Source organism: Niveibacterium sp. 24ML (assembly GCF_026586805.1).
In the GTDB taxonomy this organism is placed as follows: Bacteria; Pseudomonadota; Gammaproteobacteria; order Burkholderiales; family Rhodocyclaceae; genus Niveibacterium.
Genome location: NZ_JAPFHA010000008.1, coordinates 152545 through 174166 on the forward strand (window position 1 = coordinate 152545; position 21622 = coordinate 174166).

16 protein-coding genes are annotated in these 21622 nt (G+C 67.6%); 9 read left to right on the forward strand and 7 right to left on the reverse strand.

The genetic code is table 11. The annotated features are described in order from the left end of the window. Position 1: 1 nt before the first annotated feature. The 4 genes from OPU71_RS09405 to OPU71_RS09420 all read right to left on the reverse strand — a co-directional run bounded on the left by OPU71_RS09405 (position 2) and on the right by OPU71_RS09420 (position 6525). Positions 2-754, reverse strand: coding sequence for a GDSL-type esterase/lipase family protein (locus OPU71_RS09405; protein ID WP_267727670.1), 753 nt, complete (start codon positions 752-754; stop codon positions 2-4). A 209-nt stretch (positions 755-963) separates the two neighbouring features. Next, positions 964-1311: a hypothetical protein gene (locus tag OPU71_RS09410; RefSeq protein WP_267727672.1), complete on the reverse strand. Its 348-nt coding sequence runs from the start codon at positions 1309-1311 to the stop codon at positions 964-966. A 163-nt stretch (positions 1312-1474) separates the two neighbouring features. Continuing rightward, positions 1475-2836, reverse strand: a complete 1362-nt coding sequence (locus tag OPU71_RS09415; protein WP_267727674.1) for a DUF3999 domain-containing protein — start codon at positions 2834-2836, stop codon at positions 1475-1477. Then, complete coding sequence (locus OPU71_RS09420) at positions 2833-6525, reverse strand: DUF2339 domain-containing protein (protein ID WP_267727676.1); 3693 nt, start codon at positions 6523-6525, stop codon at positions 2833-2835. Before OPU71_RS09420 ends, OPU71_RS09415 begins: the two co-directional genes overlap by 4 nt. Before the next feature lie 140 nt (positions 6526-6665). Here OPU71_RS09420 and OPU71_RS09425 point away from each other — a divergent pair, with 140 nt between their 5' ends. The 8 genes from OPU71_RS09425 to OPU71_RS09460 all read left to right on the forward strand — a co-directional run bounded on the left by OPU71_RS09425 (position 6666) and on the right by OPU71_RS09460 (position 17764). Then, positions 6666-7907 (forward strand): urea ABC transporter substrate-binding protein, encoded by a 1242-nt coding sequence (locus tag OPU71_RS09425; protein WP_267727678.1) that lies wholly within the window; start codon positions 6666-6668, stop codon positions 7905-7907. Beyond that, positions 7904-12076 carry a response regulator gene (locus OPU71_RS09430; protein ID WP_267727680.1) on the forward strand — a complete coding sequence of 1391 codons (4173 nt, stop codon included), beginning with the start codon at positions 7904-7906 and terminating at the stop codon, positions 12074-12076. Before OPU71_RS09425 ends, OPU71_RS09430 begins: the two co-directional genes overlap by 4 nt. Beyond that, positions 12073-13704: an ATP-binding protein gene (locus tag OPU71_RS09435; RefSeq protein ID WP_267727682.1), complete on the forward strand. Its 1632-nt coding sequence runs from the start codon at positions 12073-12075 to the stop codon at positions 13702-13704. Before OPU71_RS09430 ends, OPU71_RS09435 begins: the two co-directional genes overlap by 4 nt. A gap of 90 nt (positions 13705-13794) precedes the next feature. Next, positions 13795-14706: a ribosome biogenesis GTPase YlqF gene (gene ylqF, locus OPU71_RS09440; RefSeq protein ID WP_267727684.1), complete on the forward strand. Its 912-nt coding sequence runs from the start codon at positions 13795-13797 to the stop codon at positions 14704-14706. A 45-nt stretch (positions 14707-14751) separates the two neighbouring features. After that, complete coding sequence (locus OPU71_RS09445) at positions 14752-15027, forward strand: hypothetical protein (protein ID WP_267727686.1); 276 nt, start codon at positions 14752-14754, stop codon at positions 15025-15027. A gap of 92 nt (positions 15028-15119) precedes the next feature. Further along, a complete protein-coding gene (locus tag OPU71_RS09450; RefSeq protein WP_267727688.1) occupies positions 15120-16238 on the forward strand; it encodes a hypothetical protein in 1119 nt (372 codons plus the stop codon). A 43-nt stretch (positions 16239-16281) separates the two neighbouring features. Beyond that, a complete protein-coding gene (locus OPU71_RS09455; RefSeq protein WP_267727690.1) occupies positions 16282-16494 on the forward strand; it encodes a SlyX family protein in 213 nt (70 codons plus the stop codon). A 154-nt stretch (positions 16495-16648) separates the two neighbouring features. Beyond that, the gene (locus tag OPU71_RS09460; protein ID WP_267727692.1) at positions 16649-17764 is read left to right on the forward strand and encodes a hypothetical protein; all 1116 of its coding nucleotides are present in this window, start codon (positions 16649-16651) and stop codon (positions 17762-17764) included. A gap of 16 nt (positions 17765-17780) precedes the next feature. Here OPU71_RS09460 and OPU71_RS09465 read toward each other — a convergent pair whose 3' ends face one another. Further along, positions 17781-18191, reverse strand: coding sequence for a PilZ domain-containing protein (locus OPU71_RS09465; protein WP_267727695.1), 411 nt, complete (start codon positions 18189-18191; stop codon positions 17781-17783). 159 nt (positions 18192-18350) lie between these two features. Here OPU71_RS09465 and OPU71_RS09470 point away from each other — a divergent pair, with 159 nt between their 5' ends. After that, entirely contained in the window at positions 18351-18632 is a 282-nt protein-coding gene (locus tag OPU71_RS09470) for a hypothetical protein (RefSeq protein WP_267727697.1), read from the forward strand. 408 nt (positions 18633-19040) lie between these two features. Here the strand turns inward: OPU71_RS09470 and OPU71_RS09475 are convergent, their stop codons facing one another. After that, positions 19041-20870 carry a protein-disulfide reductase DsbD gene (locus OPU71_RS09475; protein WP_267727699.1) on the reverse strand — a complete coding sequence of 610 codons (1830 nt, stop codon included), beginning with the start codon at positions 20868-20870 and terminating at the stop codon, positions 19041-19043. 7 nt (positions 20871-20877) lie between these two features. Continuing rightward, a complete protein-coding gene (gene cutA / locus OPU71_RS09480) occupies positions 20878-21234 on the reverse strand; it encodes a divalent-cation tolerance protein CutA (protein ID WP_267727700.1) in 357 nt (118 codons plus the stop codon). Between the last annotated feature and the right edge of the window lie 388 nt (positions 21235-21622).

Genomic DNA, 21622 nt, shown 5'->3' on the forward strand with positions numbered 1-21622 from the left:
CTCAGCGCGCGTTGAGCCGCTCCAGCGTGGCGCGAGTCGCCGCCAGCCAGGCGTCGGCAAGCTTGGCATTGCCGGCGCCTTCGGGCGCCATGTGCACGCCGTCGTTATCCAGATCAGCACTGGAGATCGCGCCGTTGGTGGGCACGAAGTGCAGCCGTGGGTCGAGCGCCATGCGCGTCGCAAGGCCCGGCTGCACGATGGCGTTGATGTGGTTGATGCGCGCGTTGAGCGCGCTCTCGCGCAGTGGTGGCGTTGAGCCGACGAACAGCTCTGCTTCAGGGGCGAGGGCGCGGACGCGATCGACCAGGCTGAGCAGGTTGGCGGCGATGTCTTCATCGCTGCCGGGGTTGAAGACATCGTTGGTGCCGGCCAGCAGCAGGATTACATCGGGCTTTGCAGCAGCGAGCCAGCTTGCCACGCTGCCGGCATTCGGATCGTTGCGCCGGCCGTCGCGCAGGTCATAGGAAGTCCAGCCGCCATGGCCCTCGTGCGCTTTGTCCGGTAGCCCTTCGGAGGTGTTGCTGAGGCTGCCGACGAAGTCCACCGGCAGGTTTGCGGCGATGAAGCGGCGGTAGAGCTCGAAGCGGAAGCCGCCGTATGGCGCGGGCCAGCCTTCGGTGAGCGAGTCGCCCAGCGCCATGACGCGCACACCGGTATTGAGCCAGGCGGGCGCTTCAAGCCGCATCGGCGCAGCCCCCGATTCGGCCGAGCCGCTTGAATCGACGCTACCGCCGCAGGCCATCAGGCTGATCATGGGGATTACGCATCCCAGCCGGGCCAACCTTGCAATACGCGCGGCGAGGGGTGAGCGAGCGAGGCGGCGACGCATGGGTGTCGATGTGTCTTCTGGCATTGCAGGCGACCTGGAAACTGGGTGGGTGACCCTCTATACACCAGGCGGCGATATGTCGTGCGCATCCAGCGCAAGTCCGCGGTGATTCGCCTGCCCTTCAAGGCGTGTGCCTACACCATCAGGCGGCGGATCGATCCGCACACGGAAACGAGCTGCGCCTCGTCCATCCGCTGGATGATTTTGCGGATCACCGAGCCGATCACCTGCTGCGCGCCAGCGAGGCCGAGGTTGGCCGACTGCTGCACGATGAAGCCAGCCTTTGATTCCTTCAGCGGCTGCATGAAGAAGTAATCCATGCCGCTGTTCATCAGCTCGATCACCACATCGCACAGATCCGCCACATGGTCGGTAGGATCTTCGGCTTCTTCGAGCAACACCAGCACTGCGAGCGTTTTGTGCCGCAGCGCTTCGGAGTGATAGAAGCGCATGAAGGGCTGCTCCGGCGCAGAGGCGGACATGGCGGATTTGCGTCTGGGTGAGCTGGGCATGCGCTTGATCATACGCCCCGGCTTTGTACTGCATGTCGGATTCTTCCGCGTAGCGGTTGCCTGAGGCGGCACCGGATAAACGCGAACCGATCGGGTGGTCGCGCACATGCTTTGTCGTCGCGCCGGTATCGGTTCAGCGACGCGTCTGCTTCACCAGCGACCAAGCCATCCCGCCCATCACCGCCACGCCGACGACGAGTACCGCCCACAGCACCCACTTGCGCGTTGCGGCAGGGGCGTCGGGGGTGCTGGGGCTGCTGCTGTCGGCGGCGATGGCCTGAGGGCCGAAGCTGGCTTCGGCGTCGGCGATCGTCGGGGCGCCGGCTTGGCCGTAGCCGGGGACCAGGGTGTCGACTGCCAGCGCGGCGGGTGCGGCTTTGGGCTTGCCGAGGGCGAGGGTGTAGGGCGCCGGGCCGCGGGCGAGGAAGACGAGTTGCTGCGGCGTGAGGCCGACCTGCAGCGTCGGCGCGGTGTTGCCGAGGCCGCCGCTGCGTGGGTCGGCGTGCAGGCGCAGGTGTTGTACCTCGGCGCCGCCGAGCGCGAGGTCGGGCGAGGTGCGGTCCTGCCCTTCGCCGCTGAGGCGATAGACAACACCGCTGGTGAGGCGTTGCCAGGGCGCGCGTTCGTCGCGGCGGGTGGCGACTTCGACCGGCGCCAACAGATTGCCGGGCGGCAGCGTGATGCGCAGTTGCTCGGCGCGAATCGGCGTCGGCAGCTTCAGCACATAGTCGCCCTTGGCGTCGCGCTGGGCGGCGCTCGCGGGTGTCCAGACCATCTTCGGCGCTTCGGTGTGCGCTTCGCGGGTGACGAGTTTTGCTGCGGCAATCGGCGCCGCTTCGGCCGGCTCGCGCCACAGCACACGCAGGTAGCGTGCGCCGGTGTGGCCGAGTTCGATGCGCTCGCGGCGGATCTGCTCGCCGTTGAAATCGAGCACCGCCAGCACGGCTTCGCCCTGAAGGCTGTGCCAGTGCGCGAGGTCGTCGCTGGCCTCGACGCTGACGCGATGGAAGCCGCTGACGCCCTCGCCGAGCGTGACGTCGAGCGCCGTTCGCGTGGCTTCTTTGCTGCCGGTGTCGACCAGGTAACCGCGCAGCGGCTTGCCGGCTTTGTTGCCCGCTTGCTCGCGCACCGATACCACGGTGCCGCTGGTGTCGCGCCGCACGTCCACCTGCAGATCGCCGCCACTGGTGCTGGCTTCGCCGTGCAGCGGGAACCAGCGCAGTGCGCGTTGCTGTTCGCTGGCGCGGGTCTGCGGCGGCGTGGCGATCAGCGCGAAGGGTACGGCCTCGCCGTTGGCGTTGAAGACGCGCAGATCGCGTAGATCCGGTGAGCGGGCCGCGAGGTAGGCGTCAATCGGCAGCGTGAGCCGCGCGTAAGGGGCTGCCTGCGTGACGCGGACGCTGGCTCGGGTGGCGAAGTCTGCCGCTTGTTCGGCCGCGTGGACGGCACCGCAGCACAGCAGCGCGAGCAGGGTGGTGGCGACATGGCGGCTCATGACGTGGCCTCTGGGTTCTGTTCATTCGTCTTTGGCGGCAGCGGTGCAAAGTAGCCCACCACCAGCAAGAGCACGCCCACTGCGATGAAGGACACGATGCGCGCGAGCCCGCCGGTGTTCGAGAGTTCGATCAGGAACAGCTTGGCGACCACCACGCCGATCAGCACCGCGCCGATCAGCCAGCGCACGCGATCCTGCGCGCGGTGGCCACTCACCATCAGCGCCAGCGCGGCGATGCTCCATGCGATCGAGAGGCTTGCCTGCAGCGTCATTGATGCGAAGAGCGCCGGCGTTTCGAAGGGCACGCCGGCCCAGTGATGCACTGCGCGGGCGACGCCACAGGTGTAGACGAGGAAGGCGACCGCACCGAAGCTCGGGCGCAGCAGTTGTTGCGATTCCTCGCGCATGTCGATGCGCGCGAGCCAGCGCCACACCGCGATCAGCACGATGCCGCAGGCGATTTCGAGCGGGTTGGCGAGCGGCAGGTAGGGCAGCGGCGCGGCGGAGCCGGTCGAGTTGAGATTGGCGGCGACCACCCACAGCATCATCAGCAGCGCCACCGGGGTGGCGACCAGCCTGCGGTAGGTGGATTCATGTTTGCCCAGCGGCCAGCGCTGGGGCCAGTTCTCCCGTGCGGTGAAGATGAGGTAGGCGGCGGGCACCAGCGCCCAGCCAAGCCAGCGCCATGCGGAGCGTTCGTCACCCAGTTCAGCGAACAGCGCGCGTGCTTCGAGTGCCAGCACCGTCAGCAGCAGCCAGGCGCCGAGCGCATGGGCGAGCTTGATGCCGACTTCGGGCCACGGCGCTTCGTCGCCTTCACCGAGCAGGCGCAAGGCGAGCAGATGCGCGAGCAGCATCGCGGCCCAGCCGGCCCCCGCAAGCCCGGCGAAGGGCGCGTAGCCGCTGTGATAATCGGCGGTCAGCGCGAGCCAGCCGAGCGGTGTGAGCGCGAGACAGAGGTTTGCCAGCGTGGCCCAGGCCCAGCGGCGCGCGGCCAGCGTCCACAGGATCGCGGTGGTGGCGATCAGGCCCAGCGTCGCGGCATGCTGCTGCGCCGGTGCGACGAAGCGTTCGATCTCGGCGAGCCAGGCATAGCCCCACCACAGCGCGCCCCACAGCAGGCCGAGCAGCGAGAGCTTCGGCGCGATGTCGGCGAACTGCTCGTCGCCGCGTTGTTGCAGGCGCCATGCGGCGACCCAGGCTGCGAGCGCGATCACCAGCGGCACCAGGAAACCGGCGTGACGCAGCGGCGAGAGATCCGGGTCGGCATGCAGCGCGACGCTCGGCCACACCTGCAGCAGGAAGGCTGCGGCCGCCGCCACCTGCAGTGCAATGCCGAACCACATTGCCACCGCCTGCCGCAGCGAAATCGCTAGCCACAGGATCAGCACGCCGCTGAGCGCCCATACGCCGCTCGCCACCCGCCACGGCAGCACGAAGAGCACCGCGAGGTTGATCAGCGCGAGGCCGAAGACGAGGAAGAGCCCGACGCCCGTCGACAGCCCCGGCAGCGCATCGGCATGTCGAGTCGTGAGGATCGTGCTGGCGAGCACCGTGAGGCCGATCAGCCCGCACACCACTAGGCCCGAGAGCCCTGCCGCGAAGACTTGCCCGCCGTCGGCCGCCGCGCCGTGGTTGTTGGCGAAGAACACGATGCCGGCCGCCACCTGCACCAGCATGCCGGTCAGCAGCGCGGCGCGGTCCGCAAAACGCAGCGCGGCCCACACCGTGGCAATGCCGGCAATCGCCCAGGCCACCGCGGTGGTGGTGCTGCCGGCGAGCATCGGTGCCAGCAGGTAGGCGAAGACCAGGCCCAGCACGGCAAACAACGGTTTGAGCGCGGCGTCGGCAGGCGGATTGTCTTGCGCCGCTGCCACGCGGGCGACGCGCCAGTTCGACAGCAGCGCGCCGGCCAGCATCAGCGTGCCGAGCCACGAACCGGCGAGCAGCGGGCCGGGGTCGGCAGTGCCGCTGCCCAGCGTGCGCAGGAAGAACACCGTGGCACCGGCCTGCAGCAGCAGCGCGAAGGCGCGCGCCAGCGTGCGCTGCTGGCGATGGCCGAGCCAGTAGATGCCGGCGCCCTCCACCGCCCACGCGGCGGCGGTCCATTGGTCGTCCAGCGCGAGCGGAATCGCGAGCGACGCGAAGATCACGCCGAGCGCGAGGAAGACTTCCACCAGCAGCAGGTTACGGATGCGGTCTCGCCCGAGCAGCGAGCGCGCGAGGATCAGGTAGAAGGCGCCCAGCGCGAAGGCGCTGAAGGCCATGCCGTATTCGATGTGGCGGATGATCGCCACCTGCAGGCCAAAGCCCACCAGCGGCACGCCGAACAGCAAGGTGCCGTCGATTGCGTTGGCATGCGCCAGCGCACCGCGCAGCAGTTCGCCGCGGTCACGCGCGTCGCCATCATCGCGGATCGGCGATGCCCACTCGGCCATGCGCGCTCGCGCAAACAGCAGCGCGATCGTCACGTACATCAGGAAGAAGGCGACGAGGAAGGGCTCGGTGCTGGCGAACAGCTCCGGCTGGTAGCTGCGCAGCCCCCATGCGGTGCCGATCAGGAAGGTGCCGGCGAAGCCGACCAGGTTGAGCACCCGCCAGGCCTTGAACCAGGCAATGCCCAGCACGCCCGCGTTGAGCAGCAGGAAGTAGGAGAACAGCGCGACATGGCTGCCGCCGCCGGTGGAAGCGAGGATAGGCGCCGCAAAGCCGCCTAGCGTGCCGGCAATCGCCAGCGAGGGCGCGTCCTGTTTCACCGCGAGCAGGCCGGCGAGCGCCGCGACGGCCACCATCAGCACGAAGCCGAACTGCAGCGGGATCAGCGGATGCAAGCGCATCGCCGCGAAGGTGGTGAGGTACATCACCGCCACCGCCGCGCCCTGCAGCAACAAGCCATACGGCCCATTGCGCTCACGCAGCCGCCATCCGACCACCAGCAGGCCCAGCGCAGTGGCCGCTACGCCGGCGTAGCGGAACTCGATTGGCAGCGTGGTCCGCTCGGCCGCGTAGCGCAGCAGGAAGGCCAGCCCGAGGAACAGCAGCACGATGCCCATGCGCACCAGCGTGTTGCCGCCGAAGAGCCAGGCGCGGGCGGCATCGAAGGCGCGTTCGATGAGGTTGGGGCCGGCGGCTTCGGTGCCGGGCATTTCGTCCTGCACGGCAGGCGCGTCGTCGGCGTCGGCGCTTGGCTGCGGGCGGCGCACTGCGGCCTGCGCGGCCTGGATCTGGGCCTCGACCTCGGCGTCGGTGGGGGCGCTGGCGTGGGGCAGATCAGGCGCCGGCTCAAGGCGGGGCGCTTCGGGTTTCGGCGGCAGTTCAAGCGCGGTCGGCGCCGGGGCCGGCGCCTCGGTGGCAAGCGGCGCGCTGGCCTGCTCAGGCGCTGGTGTGTCCGTCACCTGCGTCGCGGCCGCTTCGCGTGCCTGTGTGTTGGCGCCCGCTTCAAGCCCGAGGAAGCGTTCGTGAATCGAGAGGGTGACGCGGTCAAAGTGCGCGCGGAAGCCGGCCAGCGCCGCCTCGGTGCTTTCCAGCCGGGCGGCGAGCGCTTCGTTTTCCCGCGTCAGCGCAATGCTGCGGCCGCTCAGGAAACCGAGCAGCGCGCCGGTGATCAGCCCGATCCACTCATTGACCCCGTTGATCAGGGCGACTACCAGACCAGCGATGCCGCCGATCAGCATCAGAATGAAGCTCACGCGTCTCCTCCCGGGTCGTCCGATGCAGCTGACATGCCGCAAGGGCCCGAGTCTCCCACAAGCGCTGTGCGCTGAGCGTGAGCGAAGCCGCAACGCGCTGTGCGGGCAGGGTCAAGGAAGCGGGGCGTGGGCCGTTATCCATGCTGTTAACGACTGATGCGACCGTGGCAATGCGCAAGCGTCTGGTTCTCCTTGCGATCCTTCTGGCGGCGCTGCTCCTTGCGGGCGCGCTGGTGCTGCGCCAGCGTGATGCGGCGCCGATCCGGGTGGGGGTGCTGCATGCGCTCAGCGGCACCATGGCGGCGAGCGAGGCGCCGCTCGTGGATGCGGTGCGCATGGCGGTCGACGAAATCAACGCCGAAGGCGGTCTGCTCGGGCGATCGGTGGAACTGGTGGTTGCCGACGGCCGTTCCGAGCCGGCCGTCTTCGCCGCCGAGGCCGAGCGCCTGATCACGCAGGCGCGGGTCAGCGCGCTCTTCGCGTGCTGGACGTCGGCCTGCCGCAAGGCGGTCAAGCCGGTGGTGGAGCGCCATCAGCATCTGATGGTCTACCCGGTGCAGTACGAGGGCATGGAGCAGTCGCCCCACATTCTCTACACCGGCTCGGCCCCCAACCAGCAGATCGTGCCCGGCAGCCACTGGGCGATGGAACGCTTTGGCGACCGCGTCTTCCTGCTCGGCTCCGACTACGTCTTTCCCCGCGTCGCCAACCTGATCATTCGCGATCTGGTGCTGGCGCGCGGTGGTGAGGTGCTTGCCGAACGTTATGTGCCCTTGGGCGGGCGCGATTTTGCCGCCGTCGTCGATGAGATCGCCGCACAGCGGCCCGCGCTGGTGCTCAATACGCTCAACGGCGACAGCAATGCCGCGTTCATTGATGCGATGGTCAAGGCCGGCCTGGCGGCCCAGCCGGTGATGTCCTTCAGCGTCGCCGAGGCGGAGATCAAGGCCTGGGGCGGCGCACGCCTGGTGCAGCACTACGCCACCTGGAGCTACTTCCAGTCGCTTGATACACCGCAGAACCGCCGCTTCATTGCGGCCTGGCAGAAGCGCTTTGGCGCGTCGCGCCCGACCAGCGACGCGGTCGAGGCCGCCTACGTCGGGGTGAAGCTGTGGGCGCAGGCGGTGCGCGATGCGGGCAGCGACGATCCGCTTCGCGTCAATACCGCCTTGCTGCATCAGACCGTGGGTGGGCCGTCGTCGATTGCCGCAGTGGATGGGCGCACCCGGCATCTCTGGAAAATGGTCCGGATCGGGCATGTGCGCGCCGACGGCCAGTTCGCACAGGTGTTTGCCTCGGCCCATCCGGTGAAGCCAGCGCCCTGGCCCGGCATGCGCTCGCCCGAGGCCTGGCAGCGCCTGATCGAAAGCGCGCACCCGTGAAGAGCCGGCGCATCCTCACGCAGTTGCTGTTCGGCTTTCTGGTTCTCTCGCCGCTGCCGCTGGCGCTGTTTGTCTGGTGGTCGTCAAGCGGCATCGAGCGCACGCTGCAGCAGAGCGCGCTGGTGAGCCTTTCGTCGCTAGCCGACAAGAAGACCGATCAGATCAACACCTACCTCGACGAACGGATTCGCGAGAGCCAGAGCCTCGCGAAGTCGCCCACCACCCAGCACGCCTTGAGCATCCTGCCCTCGCAGATGGCCAGCGCCGACGAAGTGCAGTACGCGGTGGACGAAGCGCGCTACCGCGACTACTACGAGAACGCCGTGGTGCGGGGGGGTGATCATGACTTGCTGTTGACCGACCACGCGGGCACGGTGGTGTTCTCGATGCGCCACCAGGCGGACTTCGCCACCAACCTCAACACCGGGCGCTATCGCGACAGCAAGCTGGCGCTGGCGCATCGCCAGGCGATGGCGCTGCTTGAAACCCAGGTCACCGCCGCGGCGCCTTATGCCCCCTCAGCGAATCGCCCCGCGGTGTTCGTGGTGTCGCCGGTGATCCGCGACGGCAAGCTGTTGGGCACGATCGCGCTGCAGTTGTCGCTCGAACACCTGATGCGCGTGGCGACCGATGCCACCGGCCTTGGGCGTACTGGCGAGACCATCATTACCCAGCTCGAAGGCGGGCAGGCGCTGTATGTCACGCCCCTGCGCAGCGCGCCGGATGCGGCCTTCCGCCTGCGCCGACCAATCTCCGCCCTGGGGCGGCCGATGGAGGCGGCCATCCGTGGCGAACGCGGCAGTGGCGTTTCAACTGACTACGCCGGCACGCCGGTGATTGCTGCCTGGCGCTACTTGCCGGCCCTGCGCTGGTTCATGGTGGTGAAGACCAACGTCGATGAAGCCTTCGCACCGGCGCGGCAGTTGCGTCGGCAGAGCCTGATCGCGCTGGCGGCCTTGTCGCTGGTGGCGTTTGCGGCGGCGCTGGCGATTGCGCGCAGCATCGTGCGGCCGATCCGCAATCTCAACGAAGCCACACGGCGGATCGCCGAGGGTGAGCTTGCGGAGCGCGCGCCGATCGGCGGGAGCCGCGAGTTCCGCTTGCTCGGCAAGAGCTTCAACCGTATGGCGGACCGGCTGGCGCAGGAACAGGGCCAGCTTGAGCGGCGCGTGGCCGAGCGCACCCACGCCCTGGCATTGAGCAATGCGCGCTTCGATGATCTGGTGCGGCGCATTTCGGTCGGCGTGTACGTGTTCCGCTATCTGCCGGATGGCGGCATGCGCTTCGATTATGTGAGCCCCCGTTTTTGCGAGCTGACCGGTGTCGCGGAAGCCGATGCGCTGCGCGATGCGCGCCTGCCGTTTTCGTTGATCCACCCGGACGATCTGCCCGAGGTCATGCGGGTCAACACCCTGGCCGCGCAGACCCTTGCACCCTTCCGGGTTGAATGCCGTTTCGTGCTGGGCGGCGAAACGCGCTGGTACTACGTGGAATCGGACGGCGTGGCGGTGCCGGAGGGTGGCAGCGTCTGGAATGGTGTCGTCACCGACATCACCGAGCGAAAGCGGGGCGAACAGGCCTTGCGCCACGCCGCCGACGAGCAGCTGGCGATCTTCGAGTCGGCCACGATCGGGATCGGCTTGCTGCGCAACCGTGTCGTGATCAAGTGCAACCGCCGGCTGGAAGAAATGCTGGGCTACCAGCCGGGGGAAATGATCGGCCAGACCACGCGTGCCTGGTACCTGGACGAGCGCTCCTACCTGGCTGGCGGCGAGGTGTATGGCGAGCTGGCCGCCGGCGGCATCCACCGCCGTGATCAGGAACTGCTGAGCAAGCACGGCACCCGCTTCATCGCCAAGATCGCAGGCCGCGCGATCGACCCGAGCGACCTCTCGCGCGGCACGGTGTGGATGTTCGACGATGTGACGCAAGAGCGACAGATCGCGGCCGAGATGGAGCGCGCACGGCACGCCGCCGAAGCGGCCAACCGCGCGAAGTCCGAATTCCTGGCCAACATGAGCCATGAGATCCGCACGCCGATGAACGCGGTGCTCGGACTCACACAACTGGCGCTCGACGGCGAACGCTCGCGCGAGCAGCGCGACTACCTTGAAACCGTGCTGGCCTCCGGCCGCGCCCTGCTTGCCGTGCTCAACGACATCCTCGACTACTCGAAGGTGGAAGCCGGGCGCCTGGAAGTCGAAGCGGTGCCGATGAATCTGGAAGAGGTGCTGCGTGGCGTGGCCGATCTCTTCGCCGCGCAGCTCGAAGAGAAATCGCTCGAATTCTTTCTCGACGTGGCCGCCGATCTGCCCGCCCGTTTGCAGGGCGATCCGCTGCGCCTTGCACAGGTGCTCAACAATCTTGTCGGCAATGCAATCAAGTTTACCGAGCGTGGCGAGATCGCCCTGCGGGTCAGTCTTGGCGCCCGCGACGGCGATGCACTGCGGCTTCGCTTCGAGCTGCGGGATACCGGCATCGGTCTGTCGGCGGCGCAGACTGAACGCATCTTCCAGGCCTTCAGCCAGGCCGATGGCAGTATCACGCGCAAGCACGGCGGCACCGGGCTCGGTCTGGCGATCTGCCAGAAGCTGGTGGCACTGATGGGCGGCGAGATCGGCGTTCAAAGCACCGAAGGCGAGGGCTCGACCTTCTGGTTTACGCTGGCCGCCCGCGCGCTTGAGTCGCCCGCGCCGGGCGCCGGCCTGCAGCAACTGGGCGGCCGCAAGGTGCTGGTGGCTGCGAACGCGGCCCGCGCGCGCGCCATCCTTGCGCAACTGCTGGGCCACTGGGGCTTGCAGGTCGAACCCGTGGCCGATGGGGATGCGGCGCTTGCCGGCCTGCAGGCGGCCGCGGCCGCCGGTGCGCCATTCCACACGTTGCTGCTTGACTGGCGGATGCCCGGCAGCAGCGGCCTGGCGATCGCGCGGCGGATCAAGGCCGATGCCGAGCAGGGCCACTTCCCGTACCCGCACGTGGTGATGATGGTTGGTCAGTCTGACAGGACGGCGCTCGATGCCCTTGCGGGCGAACTGCGCCTGGGCGGCATCGTCGCCAAGCCGGTCACCGCATCGCCGCTGCTCGACGCCCTGCTGCACAGCACGCCCGTGGCCGGCCCGCCACGGCTTGGCAACGGTGACGTGGCGGCCCGTTACGAGGGCGCGCGCGTGCTGCTGGTGGAAGACAACGCGCAGAACCGCCAGGTGGCTGCAGGCTTGCTGGCGCGCCGCGGCATTGCGGTGCGCACCGCCAATGACGGCGCTGAAGCGGTCGCGATCAGCGCCGAACAGGGCTTCGACCTCATCCTGATGGACTTGCACATGCCGGTCATGGACGGCCTGGAGGCCAGCCGGGTGATTCGCGATCGCGCGGGCGCCGCCGCGCTGCCGATCGTGGCGATGACCGCGGCCGTGATGCCGGAAGACCGCGAGCGCTGCCGTGCAGCCGGCATGGTCGACTTCGTCCCCAAGCCGGTCGAACCCGAGGTGCTCGATGCGGTGCTGGCGCGCTGGCTGGGCCCGCTGCGCGTTGCCAACGGGCGTGCTGCGCCCGCCCCGCGTATGGATGCGCAGTCGCTGGAAGGCTTCGACTTTGCGGCGGCCCTGCGGCGCATGGATGGCGACGCGGCAATGCTGGGTCATCTGCTGCGCGGCTTTGCCGATGACAACCAGGACGCGGCCATGCAGATCGACGCCATGGTGGCCGACGGCTATGCCGAATCCGCCATTTCGCGCCTGCATGCCATCAAGGGGGCGGCCGCCAATCTGGGGGTGGTGGCCTTGGCCGACGCCGCACAGGCATTCGAACGAGCACTGCGGGCGGGGGCGGAAGGCAGCCTGCTCCAAGCGCGGGCCGAGCTTTTCGCAGAGGTGCTGGCGCACGCGCTTGGCATCGTCCGTGCCCAGTTCGCCACCGCGCCGGCCACCCCAGCGCCGCAGGCCGATGCCGCGGCGCTTGCGGCCGCGCTGTCGGCCCTGCGGCCTTACCTTGAACGCCGCGAACTGGTGCCCGATGCCTTGCAGGAGACCTTGCGGCGCCTGGCAGAGTACGATCCAGCCGCTGGCTTGATGCGCCGCCTGCTGCGCCAGATCGATCATTTCGACCATGATGGCGCCTTGGCGATCCTCGCGCAGATCGCGGCCACGCAGAACCTGGAGTTGCAAGCATGAGTGCGGGCGAGCCGAGAAGACCCTTGATCCTGCTGGTCGACGATCAGCCCGCGAACCTGCATGTGCTGGCCGCTTCACTCAAGAGCCAGTACCGCATCAAGACGGCCACCCATGGCGCGGCAGCCCTTGAGCTGGCGCAGATCGACGGCGACCGCCCGCAACTGATCCTGCTCGATGTGATGATGCCCGAGCTCTCGGGCATGGACGTGTTGCGTGCGTTGCGCGCGGGGGCATCGACGCACGATATTCCGGTCATCATCGTGACGGCCGACACCTCCGAGGCCAGCCAGCTAGAGGGCCTCGCGCTGGGGGCCGATGACTTCCTCACCAAACCGGTTTCGCCCGCAGTGCTGCTGGCGCGTGTGGCCAACCTGCTGCGCCGCACGCAGGCAGAGGCGCGTTTTCGCATGGTGCTGCAGCAGTCCCCCACCGCCTTGCTGATCGTGGATCGGCAACACCGCATCGCTTTCAGCAACCCGGTGGCGGAGGTGGTGTTTGGCTATCCGGCCGGTGCGATGCTCGGTTTGCCGCTTGGCGCGCTGATCCCCGATTCGCTGCGCGAACGGCACGATCAGTTTGCGCGCCACTGCTTGCGCGAAGAGGATGTGCGCCGTTCGGCCCACGGCCGCGAGCTGCCGGCGCGGCGCTGCGATGGCAGCGATTTCCCGGCCGAGATCGGCCTCTCGCCGATCCCCGGCGACGACGGCATGCAGGTACTGGTGTCGGTGACCGACATGTCGGGCCGCGCCCAGATCGAACAGCGCCTGCGCGAAGTGAACGACGCGCTCGAACAACGCGTCGCGGCCCGCACCGCCGAGCTTGAAGCGCGCAATCGCGAACTGCTTGCGGCCATCAGCAGCTTGTCCGAGGCGCGCCAGCAGGTGGCCCAGGCGGAAAAGCTCGCATCGCTGGGCCGTCTGGTGGCGGCTTTCGCGCACGATATCGGCAACCCGATCGGCAACGTGGCAACGCTCGCGTCGATGCTGGCCGAAAAGCAGCGCAGCCTGAGCGCCAGCGTCAGCGCAGGCTCGCTCAAGCGTTCCGATCTTGAGGCCTTCCTTGCAACCGGTGAAGAAGCCTACAGCCTGGTCGAACGCAACCTCGAGCGCGCGCGCGAGCTGCTGGCCTCCTTCAAGCAACTCGCGCTCGATCAGGCGACCTCGCAACAGCGCGCGATCGACCTGCTCGACTGGCTGGGCCAGTTCACCTACACCCTGTCGCCCTCGCTCGTGGGGGGCGGGCACCATGTGGTGGTCGACGTGCCTGCCGGGCTTTCGATCAAGACGGCGCCGGGCCTGCTCGGCCAGGTGATCGCCAATCTGGTGTCGAACGCGGTCACGCACGGCTTTGAAGGCCGCACCGGCGGCGTGATCCGCATCACTGCGGTGCGCACCGACGATGGCCGGATCGAGATCGCGGTGTCGGACGACGGGGCGGGCATCGCCCCCGGCGACCTGCCGCGCGTCTTCGAGCCGTACTTCACGACGCGCGCGGGCAAGGGCGGCACCGGGCTGGGGCTGGACATCGTGCGCGGCATCGTAGAGGAATCGCTGGGCGGGCAGATCGCCATTGAAAGCGCGCCCGGCGTGGGCACCACCTTCACGATCCGGCTCCCGGCGCAGGGCTGAAGCGGCGCGCTGCCGCGCGGCCTGTGTAATCCGCCCCGTCTGGTGGGACAATGGCGGGCCTGAGTACTTCCCCTTACGGACACACCCCAGATGGCGATCCAGTGGTTTCCCGGACACATGGCTTCGGCGCGCAAGAAAGCGGCCGAGAGCCTCAAGATCGTCGACATCGTGATCGAAGTGCTCGATGCGCGCATCCCCGAGGCCAGCCGCAACCCGATGATCGAAGAGCTGCGCCGTCACCGCCAGCGCCCGTGCCTGAAGCTGCTGAACAAGGCCGACCTCGCCGACCCCGATGTGACCCGCCAGTGGGTGGAGTACTACAACGCCCAACCGGGGGTCCGCGCACTGGCGCTGTCCTTCAAGAAGCCGGCGGACGTGGCGCGCATCGTGCCCGCCTGCCGCCAGCTTGCCCCGCATCGCGACGACAACAGCAAACCCTTGCGCATGATGATCATGGGCATTCCGAACGTGGGCAAATCCACGCTGATGAATGCGCTGCTCAAGCGCAAGGTGGCCGCCGTGGGCGACGAGCCGGCGGTAACCAAGGGGCAGCAGACGCTGGATCTGGGCCCCGGCATGACGCTCACCGATACGCCCGGCCTGCTGTGGCCAAAGATCGAGCACGACAGCGATGGCTACATGCTGGCCGCCAGCCACGCGGTGGGCACCAATGCGGTGGTGGAAGAGGCGGTGGCTGCCTTCCTGGCGGAGGTGCTGCTCGCGCAGTACCCGACACAGTTGGGCGCCCGCTACAAATTCAACCCGAGCGGCTTCGACGGGCCCGGCGTGGTTGAAGAGGTGGCGCGGCGGCGCGGCTGCCGCATGAAGGGTGGCGATCTCGATCTGGAAAAAGCCGCGCTGATCCTGCTGACCGACTACCGCAGCGGCACCATCGGGCGTATCAGTCTTGAATCGCCGCAGACCCGCGCCGCCATGCTGGCTGCCGCCGCACAGGTGCCGCCGGCCACCGATGCCGCACCCGACGCATCCGGCGAAGCTTGAACGGCAAGCCGGACCCTGCAACCGCTCTTCGATTGGCCCATCCGTATGCACCCGAGAACCGGTGATGAAACCATTGCGCGGCGCCCCAGCGCCGAGCTGACCTACCGCGCCGTGGCCTGGGGCGTGGCGACGCCGATCGCGATCGGCCGGCGGGTGATGCGGGGCCCGCGCGTGCCCGATCTAGCGCCGGCTGCCGGCAAGGCGGTCCAACTGAGCCTCACGCCAGTGCTGTTTGCCGCCGTGCTGGGCTGGCGTGTGCAGGCCGCGTGCTGGCGCCTGGCGCTTGGCGGCGCGCAGCGCATGCTGGGCGGGCGGCGCTGAGCCGGGCCGGGTGCCGATACCCGTCATCAAATCTTCATTGCGGCTTTGCGGTGACGGTCTAGGCTAGAAGTCCGCCAAGCAGGAGTTGCGAGATGTCCACCTTTTTCAGCGCCCCGGCCGGCCCGACTCGCGCCGGGCTGATCCGTATCGACCCGATGAGCGCGGCCGACCGCGCCCTGGTTGAAGACCCGAAGATCTGGACGCCACGCGCCTTCGGCCGCGACGCCAGCGGCCATGCATCGCAGCACGGGGTTGAATTCCGCATGCGCGGCGGGCAAATGGAGCTGACCCGCAACGATCAAAGCGAGACCAGCTTCTTCGTCCTGCCCTTTGTCAGCGATGCCGGCGGCGACCGCGTCACCGGCCCGGAAGAGGCCAGCCCGGTGCTCGAGGGTAGCGACGACAACCCCGATGCGCTGGTCGGCATTTCGGTCGCCGGCTTTCACTTCGCCCGTGACGACGAGCGCTTCGGCCCGAAGGATCGGCTGACCTTCCAGTTCTCGATCGCGCAGGATCGCGGAGAAGACAACCCGGGGCTCGAAAACCTCAACTGGGTGCTCAACGCCGGCCTCAAGCTCTACAAGCAAGCCAGCGGCAAGGAAAAGCCCGCCGCGGCCGAGCCGACCGAACTGGCGCTGTCCTTCCGCCGCGCCTTTCAGAGCCGGGTGATGGAAGTGCCCGGCGGCGCGCTCAAACTGCAGTTCAAGGTGCTGCGGCATGAAGAGCCGCCTTTCTGGCGCGAGGCGCTCAACTTCATCACCGGCGACACCGGCAAGGATCTGATCGGCATGCTCGGCTTGCCTGCGCTGACCACGCCGTGCCTGAATTTCGTTAACCAGAGCCTCGACCGCCTGCTCGGTGATCAGCGTGGCGAGCCGATCTTCGCTGGCGATCCGATCAGCTACGTGTTGACCCGGCGCGCGCGCGAAGAGGTCAGCGGCGGCCTCGCGAGCGCCAAGGTGCTGGCCTTGCGCCCCGGCTACAGCCTGCTGGTGCGTGGGGCGGACTACGAAAAGGTGCTCAAGGCCGAGCCCACCATCGATACCGGACGCGGGCGCCTGATCCCCAAGGGCGTTTCGGTGCTGGAGGCGAGTCGGCCGGACTACGACGACCCCTTCGCCAGTGTCACCTACGCCTTGTTGCGGATCGGCGTTGCGCAGACCAATCTGCAGAGTGATCTGGCCTACACCTCGAAGATCAAGGCGGGCTGAGCGGCCAGAGCGGCTAGAATCCGCGCCCTGAACGAGGATTCCCATGCAAGCGCGCATCGACCGTCTGGAAGTGAAACTGAGCTTTGCCGAGGATCTGCTCGACGAGCTCAACAGCACCGTTTTTCGTCAGCAGCAGCAGATCGAAGCGCTGCAGAAGCATCTTCAGGCGCTCACCGAACAGGTGCGCGCGTCCGGCGGCGGCGGGGGCGGCGCCCCCCCCGGCGACCTGCGCGACGAGATTCCGCCGCACTGGTAGGCGCGCTTCCTACAGGCGCGCGAGGTGCGTTCGGCAAGGGCGCGAAGGCCGGTGGCCGGCGCCTGACGAACGGCGCGCAGCATGCCAAACGGGTATGACAGCATCCGTGATGCGGGGCGCGGTTCTGGCGCCGCTGCAGCAACGGGGGCTCACCATGGCGCGCATTCTTTTCAGTGCCCACGATCCGGCCGGGCACACCCTGACCGACTATGTCGATGCCGGCAACGCGGAGGAGGCGCTCGCCTCGCTCGCCGCCCGCGGGCTTGCCAACATCCGGCTGCATGACGCCGCCGACATGGCTGCGCTGCGCGATGACCGCGACGCCGTACCCGCTTCGATGCGCCAGCAGCAAGCCGCTTTCGAGCTGCGCCTGCAGACCGACCCCGGCGTGCGCACCTTCCTCACCGAACTGTTCCGGCGCAACCGCCTGTGGCTGGCGATTGATGCCTGTCTGTTGTTGTGGGGCCTGATCGGTGGCGACCGCGTGCTGGTGGCGCTGGCGCTCCTCTTCCTCGCGCTGTCCTTGCTGCCGCCCTTGTGGCAGTACCGCCATGCGATGCGCTACGACCGCATGCTGCGGGCCTGCGCACTGGGCCAATGGGATCTGGCTTCAACGCTGCTCGCGCAGCTGGCGGCCGGCAGTCGCAAACCCCTGCTGACTTTCGATGTGGCCGTGCGGGCGGCCTGTATCCGTGCGGTGCGTGGTGATCTGGCCGGGGCTCGCGCAGCGGTGGAAGCGTGGCGCACCGAGTTCGATGCCAAGGCGCCGGGCATGGTCGATCAACGCATTGCCACCGTCTGCCATGCGGGGGGCGACTACGCAGGCTTCGTCGAGGCCATGCGGGCCGCCTACAGCGCGGCGCCGACGAACCTGACGCACCGGCTTGACCTTGCGCTGGCCGAAGCGCGCGTCGGTGACCCCGACGCCGTGCCCCATCTGCTGGCAGGTATCGACGAAGCGAAGTTGCCCAGTTTCGGCCGCCCCTTCGTCGACTGGGCGCGCGGCATGCTCGCGCTGCGTCATGGGCACCCCGAGGCCCTCGCCGCCCTTGGCCGTGCCACCCAGGGCTTCCTGGAATACGCAGCCAATCCGGCGGTGTGGTCCTCGCTCGCCCTGTGCTCGGGTGCGTATGCGCTCGCGCTGGCGCAGCAGGGCCGGCCGCGCGAAGCGCAGGCGGCGCTGCAGCACGTCTGGCCGGTGCTCAAGGTGCACGGGGATCGCCTGCTGCTGACCATGCTGCGCCGCGAACTCAAGGGCGCATTGCCCTGAGCTGCCGCGGGGCGTGTCAGATCAGTGACGGCCCCGCGACGATTGCCTTCGCTTCCTTCTCGGAAATCCGCACCGACGCGCTGGTGATGACATGCACGGTCAGCCAGTCGTGCAGATCGTAGGCGCCATCGTTCTCGAAGCCGATGAAGCGGCAGCCAACCTGGCCGCTGTCACCCTGCGGAATGAAATTGACGATGCGTGCCTGACCCCTGACCCGGTCGGGGATTCCGTCCAGGCGCAGTGCGAAGGCGAACTCCAGCCCGATCTCCGGCTCAATCGCCGAGGCATAGCTGAAGCCTTCCAGCGATAGATCGTTCAAGGGCAGCCGGTGGCCGTTCAGCTCCACCCAGAAAATCGTCTTCCCGTCACGGTGCGCGGCAAAGCGCTGGCGGGTGCGGCGTTCGTTACTCTCGGCGTTGGCACTCATGGGCAGGCTGCAAGTTGGTCAAGCCTGAAGTCTTGACCGGCAAGGCCGGTTTGCGCAAGCCCGCCGGGCTGTTTGCCGCGCAGCGTGTCAACCTTTCCGCTTTCGCTACCGTTAGAGGCGTCATGGTGGATCACCACATAACAATGACGGAGCAAGAACATGGGCAGGCTTTGTGAAGAGTCTTACGCAGAATTCCTCGATTCGCTCAAAGCAGCGGGGGTCGAGATCGCAAATGAATGCGAACTGCGTGAGCGGCTGGCCGAGACGGCGCGCTGGCGATTTGCCTTCATGACCATGGCGCAAAACGGCAAGGCCATCGGCATCCGCTTCATCGACCACGGCGCGCGCCAGAACAAGGCCCGTATCCGCCGCGCTTTTGCCCGTTACGCCTTCCCTGACAATTCCGACAGCGTCTTCGCCGCCAATCTGGCCGCTGACTGACATCCCGCTCGGTGGCCTGCGAATCCGCGGGCCCTGAACACAGACCATGAGCGGCGCAGCCTCCTGCGCCGCAGTGCGCAAGCCCGGCGCTTGCGCGCCCCGTCCTCGACAATTCCCCGAACTGATCGACGCGCCCGTCAAGGGTGCGCAGATGCCGCATGCCTTGCGCGGCGTGCGGGGGACCTGCCCCCAAGCACGGCGTCATTCCGTCGGGGCCGTGACGGATGTCCCGAGAAATGCAACGTGCATAGACAGGTGAAAAACCTTTAAGGCATAATTGCGTCCGACCCCGCCACATGGCTCCCTTGCGGCGGGGTCTTCATCGCCCTTGGTCCACTCCATGGCGATGAGGTTCGTGGTCGGTAGTCGTGTCGGGTCGTGAGGCGGGGGCCTCGCGGCCCTCTTTTTTTATGAGCCGTCGCGGCGCGCCAGCGTGGCAAGGAAGGCGTCGGCGTCCTGATAGCCGATCACGCGCAAGCCTTCGATCTCGCGACCGGATGCATCAAAGAACACGATGCCGGGCGGGCCAAAGAGGCCGAAGCGCTTGAGCAAAGCCTGGTCAGAGGCCGTGTTGGCGGTCACGTCGGCCTTGAGCAGTGTGCTCCCCTTGAGCGCAGCAATCACGCGCTCGTCGCGGAAGGTGAAGCGTTCCATTTCCTTGCAGCTAACGCACCAGTCGGCATAGAAGTCGAGCATCACCGGCTTGCCTTCCGCGATGCGTTGGTCAAGTTCGGCCAGGCTTGTGACCCGCTCAAAGGCCAACTGCTTTTCTGCTTGTCCGGCGTTGGCCCCACGCAGGAAGCCCAGCGGCTGCAGCGGGTCGCGACTGCCACCCAGAGCGCCTAGCAGCAAGGCGCTGCCAACGATCAGCAGCAGCACCCCGACCCCTTTCCAGAAGCGGCGCCAGCCCTTGGCCTGCGGGGGGAGCGGATCGAGTGCATGCAGGTAGACCGCGCAGACGATCGCCAAAGCCGCCCAGGCCAGCATGATTACGACCTCGGGCAGCACCGGGTGCACCAGCCACAGCGCGAGTGCAAGCAGCATCACGCCGAAACCTCGCTTGACCGACTCCATCCACGGGCCTGCATGCGGCAGCAGGCCGCGCGCAGCCACCGCGACCAGCACCAGCGGTGCGCCCATTCCCAGGGCCATCACGAACAGGGCGCTGCCGCCGAGCAGTGCGTCACCGGTCTTGGCGATGTAGAGCAGGGCGCCCATCAATGGGGCCGCGACGCAGGGGCCGACGATCAGGGCCGAGAGCACACCCATCACCGCCACGCCGAGCACCGAACCACCGCGCTGGTGATTGGCCGTGTTGGAAAGACGGCTCTGCAGCGCACTGGGAAGCTGCAGTTCATAGAAGCCGAACATGGCGCAGGCAAGTGCAACGAAGATCAGCGCAAAGCCGCCCAGCACCCACGCGTTCTGCAGCGCGGCCGACAGCAGGGTGCCAGACAGCCCGGCCGCGACGCCGGCAAGGGCATACGTGATCGCCATGCCCAGCACATAGATGCTGGCCAGTACGGCAGACCGCGTGCGTGAAACATGCGTGCCCTGACCGACGATGATGCCCGAGAGGATCGGCAACATTGGCAGCATGCATGGCGTAAAGGCCAGCAACAGGCCTGCGCCGAAAAAACTCAGCAGGATCAACGCCAGCTTGCCCTCGTTGAGCACCGTCGCGAGGCGCCCCGCTTCGTCTTGCGCAAGCGGCGGTGCGGCCGCAATGGCCGGCGCAGCGCTTGCGGGCGTGGCCGACCCAGGCGCGGCGGATTCAGGCTGGCTGAAGCCTTCAACCGCACGGGCCAGCAGGCCCGCCGCCTTGGTGCCGCCGAGGGTAAGTTCAGTTGTGACCGGCGGGTAACACACGCCGACCTCGGCGCACCCCTGATAGCTCACGCTGAGCTTGCTGCCGGGGCCCACTTCGCCCGACGCAAGCGGCAGCGCGACGGACAGCGCGCGGTGATAAGTCTCCACCTCGCCGAAGAACTCATCGTTCTTGCGCTCGCCGGCCGGAAAGCTCGGTTCGCCCAGGACCACGTTCGGGCTGAGGGGCTTGAAGCTGAAGCGATGCTTGTAAAGGTAGTAGCCCTCGGCAATCTCGAAGCGAACTTCGAGCGATTTGGGATCGCTTGAATGCAGACTGGGGACGAAGGCCTTCTCGGGTTCGAGTGGCTCGGGCGCTGCGCTGGCCTGGCCGACCAGCAAAGCGAAGACGAGAATGATCAGGTGCTTCATTGAAGGTTCAGCATTCTGTGGAGTCGGGTTGATCAATCGCGGTCGCGTCGTGGAGCCAGCGCAGGTAGGGCGCAGCCCCGTCCTGTACGGCGCAGGCCAGCAGTTCCGGCACGTCGTAGGGGTGGGCGTCCAGCAAAGCCGCTTGCATGGCGGGGTAGCGTGCAGTGCTGGTCTTGATCGTGATCGGTACTTCGCACGCCTGCTCGATCGCGCCCTCCCATCGGTAGATGGAAGTTACCGGCGCACCGATGCTGACGCAGGCCGCGAGTCGTCGTTCGACCAGCATTTTGGCGAGTTGTTCTGCGCTTTCGATATCGGGCAAGGTCGAGAAGACGATTAGCGCCGTGTTTGCCGCAGTGTCCATTGCGTCCTGAAAGTGGCAGGGCGGCCATGTGGAGGCCAAGGCCACCCATTCTAGCGGTGCCGGCTGTGCGCGCGGCTGCATCGCTTGCGCGCCAGCCAAATGAAAACCCCGCCGGTGGGCTAATGCCAGTCAGTTAAGCCCGTAGGCCCGCTGATCCGGTAAAAAGGGAACGTGTTGAACACGTTCCCTTTTTGCTTGATGAGCCTGCTTGAGAGCGCGCTGCGCCAGACCCTTCCCCGAGTCCCCGAGCGACTCGATGAACTCAGTGCACTGATTGACCCTGCCTGGATCGAGCAGGCGCTTGCGGCTAGCAGGGTGATGCAAAACCCCGTGAACGATTCGGGGATGCAGTTGTCGTAGGGATAAGCGTACCACCCCAGGCAGAGCA

Coding starts and splice junctions, on each gene's coding strand:
- OPU71_RS09405 (WP_267727670.1), bottom strand. CDS start 754: ATGATCAGCCTGATGGCCTGCGGCGGTAGCGTCGATTCAAGCGGCTCG.
- OPU71_RS09410 (WP_267727672.1), bottom strand. CDS start 1,311: ATGTCCGCCTCTGCGCCGGAGCAGCCCTTCATGCGCTTCTATCACTCC.
- OPU71_RS09415 (WP_267727674.1), bottom strand. CDS start 2,836: ATGAGCCGCCATGTCGCCACCACCCTGCTCGCGCTGCTGTGCTGCGGT.
- OPU71_RS09425 (WP_267727678.1), top strand. CDS start 6,666: ATGCTGTTAACGACTGATGCGACCGTGGCAATGCGCAAGCGTCTGGTT.
- OPU71_RS09435 (WP_267727682.1), top strand. CDS start 12,073: ATGAGTGCGGGCGAGCCGAGAAGACCCTTGATCCTGCTGGTCGACGAT.
- ylqF (WP_267727684.1), top strand. CDS start 13,795: ATGGCGATCCAGTGGTTTCCCGGACACATGGCTTCGGCGCGCAAGAAA.
- OPU71_RS09445 (WP_267727686.1), top strand. CDS start 14,752: ATGCACCCGAGAACCGGTGATGAAACCATTGCGCGGCGCCCCAGCGCC.
- OPU71_RS09450 (WP_267727688.1), top strand. CDS start 15,120: ATGTCCACCTTTTTCAGCGCCCCGGCCGGCCCGACTCGCGCCGGGCTG.
- OPU71_RS09455 (WP_267727690.1), top strand. CDS start 16,282: ATGCAAGCGCGCATCGACCGTCTGGAAGTGAAACTGAGCTTTGCCGAG.
- OPU71_RS09460 (WP_267727692.1), top strand. CDS start 16,649: ATGGCGCGCATTCTTTTCAGTGCCCACGATCCGGCCGGGCACACCCTG.
- OPU71_RS09465 (WP_267727695.1), bottom strand. CDS start 18,191: ATGAGTGCCAACGCCGAGAGTAACGAACGCCGCACCCGCCAGCGCTTT.
- OPU71_RS09470 (WP_267727697.1), top strand. CDS start 18,351: ATGGGCAGGCTTTGTGAAGAGTCTTACGCAGAATTCCTCGATTCGCTC.
- OPU71_RS09475 (WP_267727699.1), bottom strand. CDS start 20,870: ATGAAGCACCTGATCATTCTCGTCTTCGCTTTGCTGGTCGGCCAGGCC.
- cutA (WP_267727700.1), bottom strand. CDS start 21,234: ATGGACACTGCGGCAAACACGGCGCTAATCGTCTTCTCGACCTTGCCC.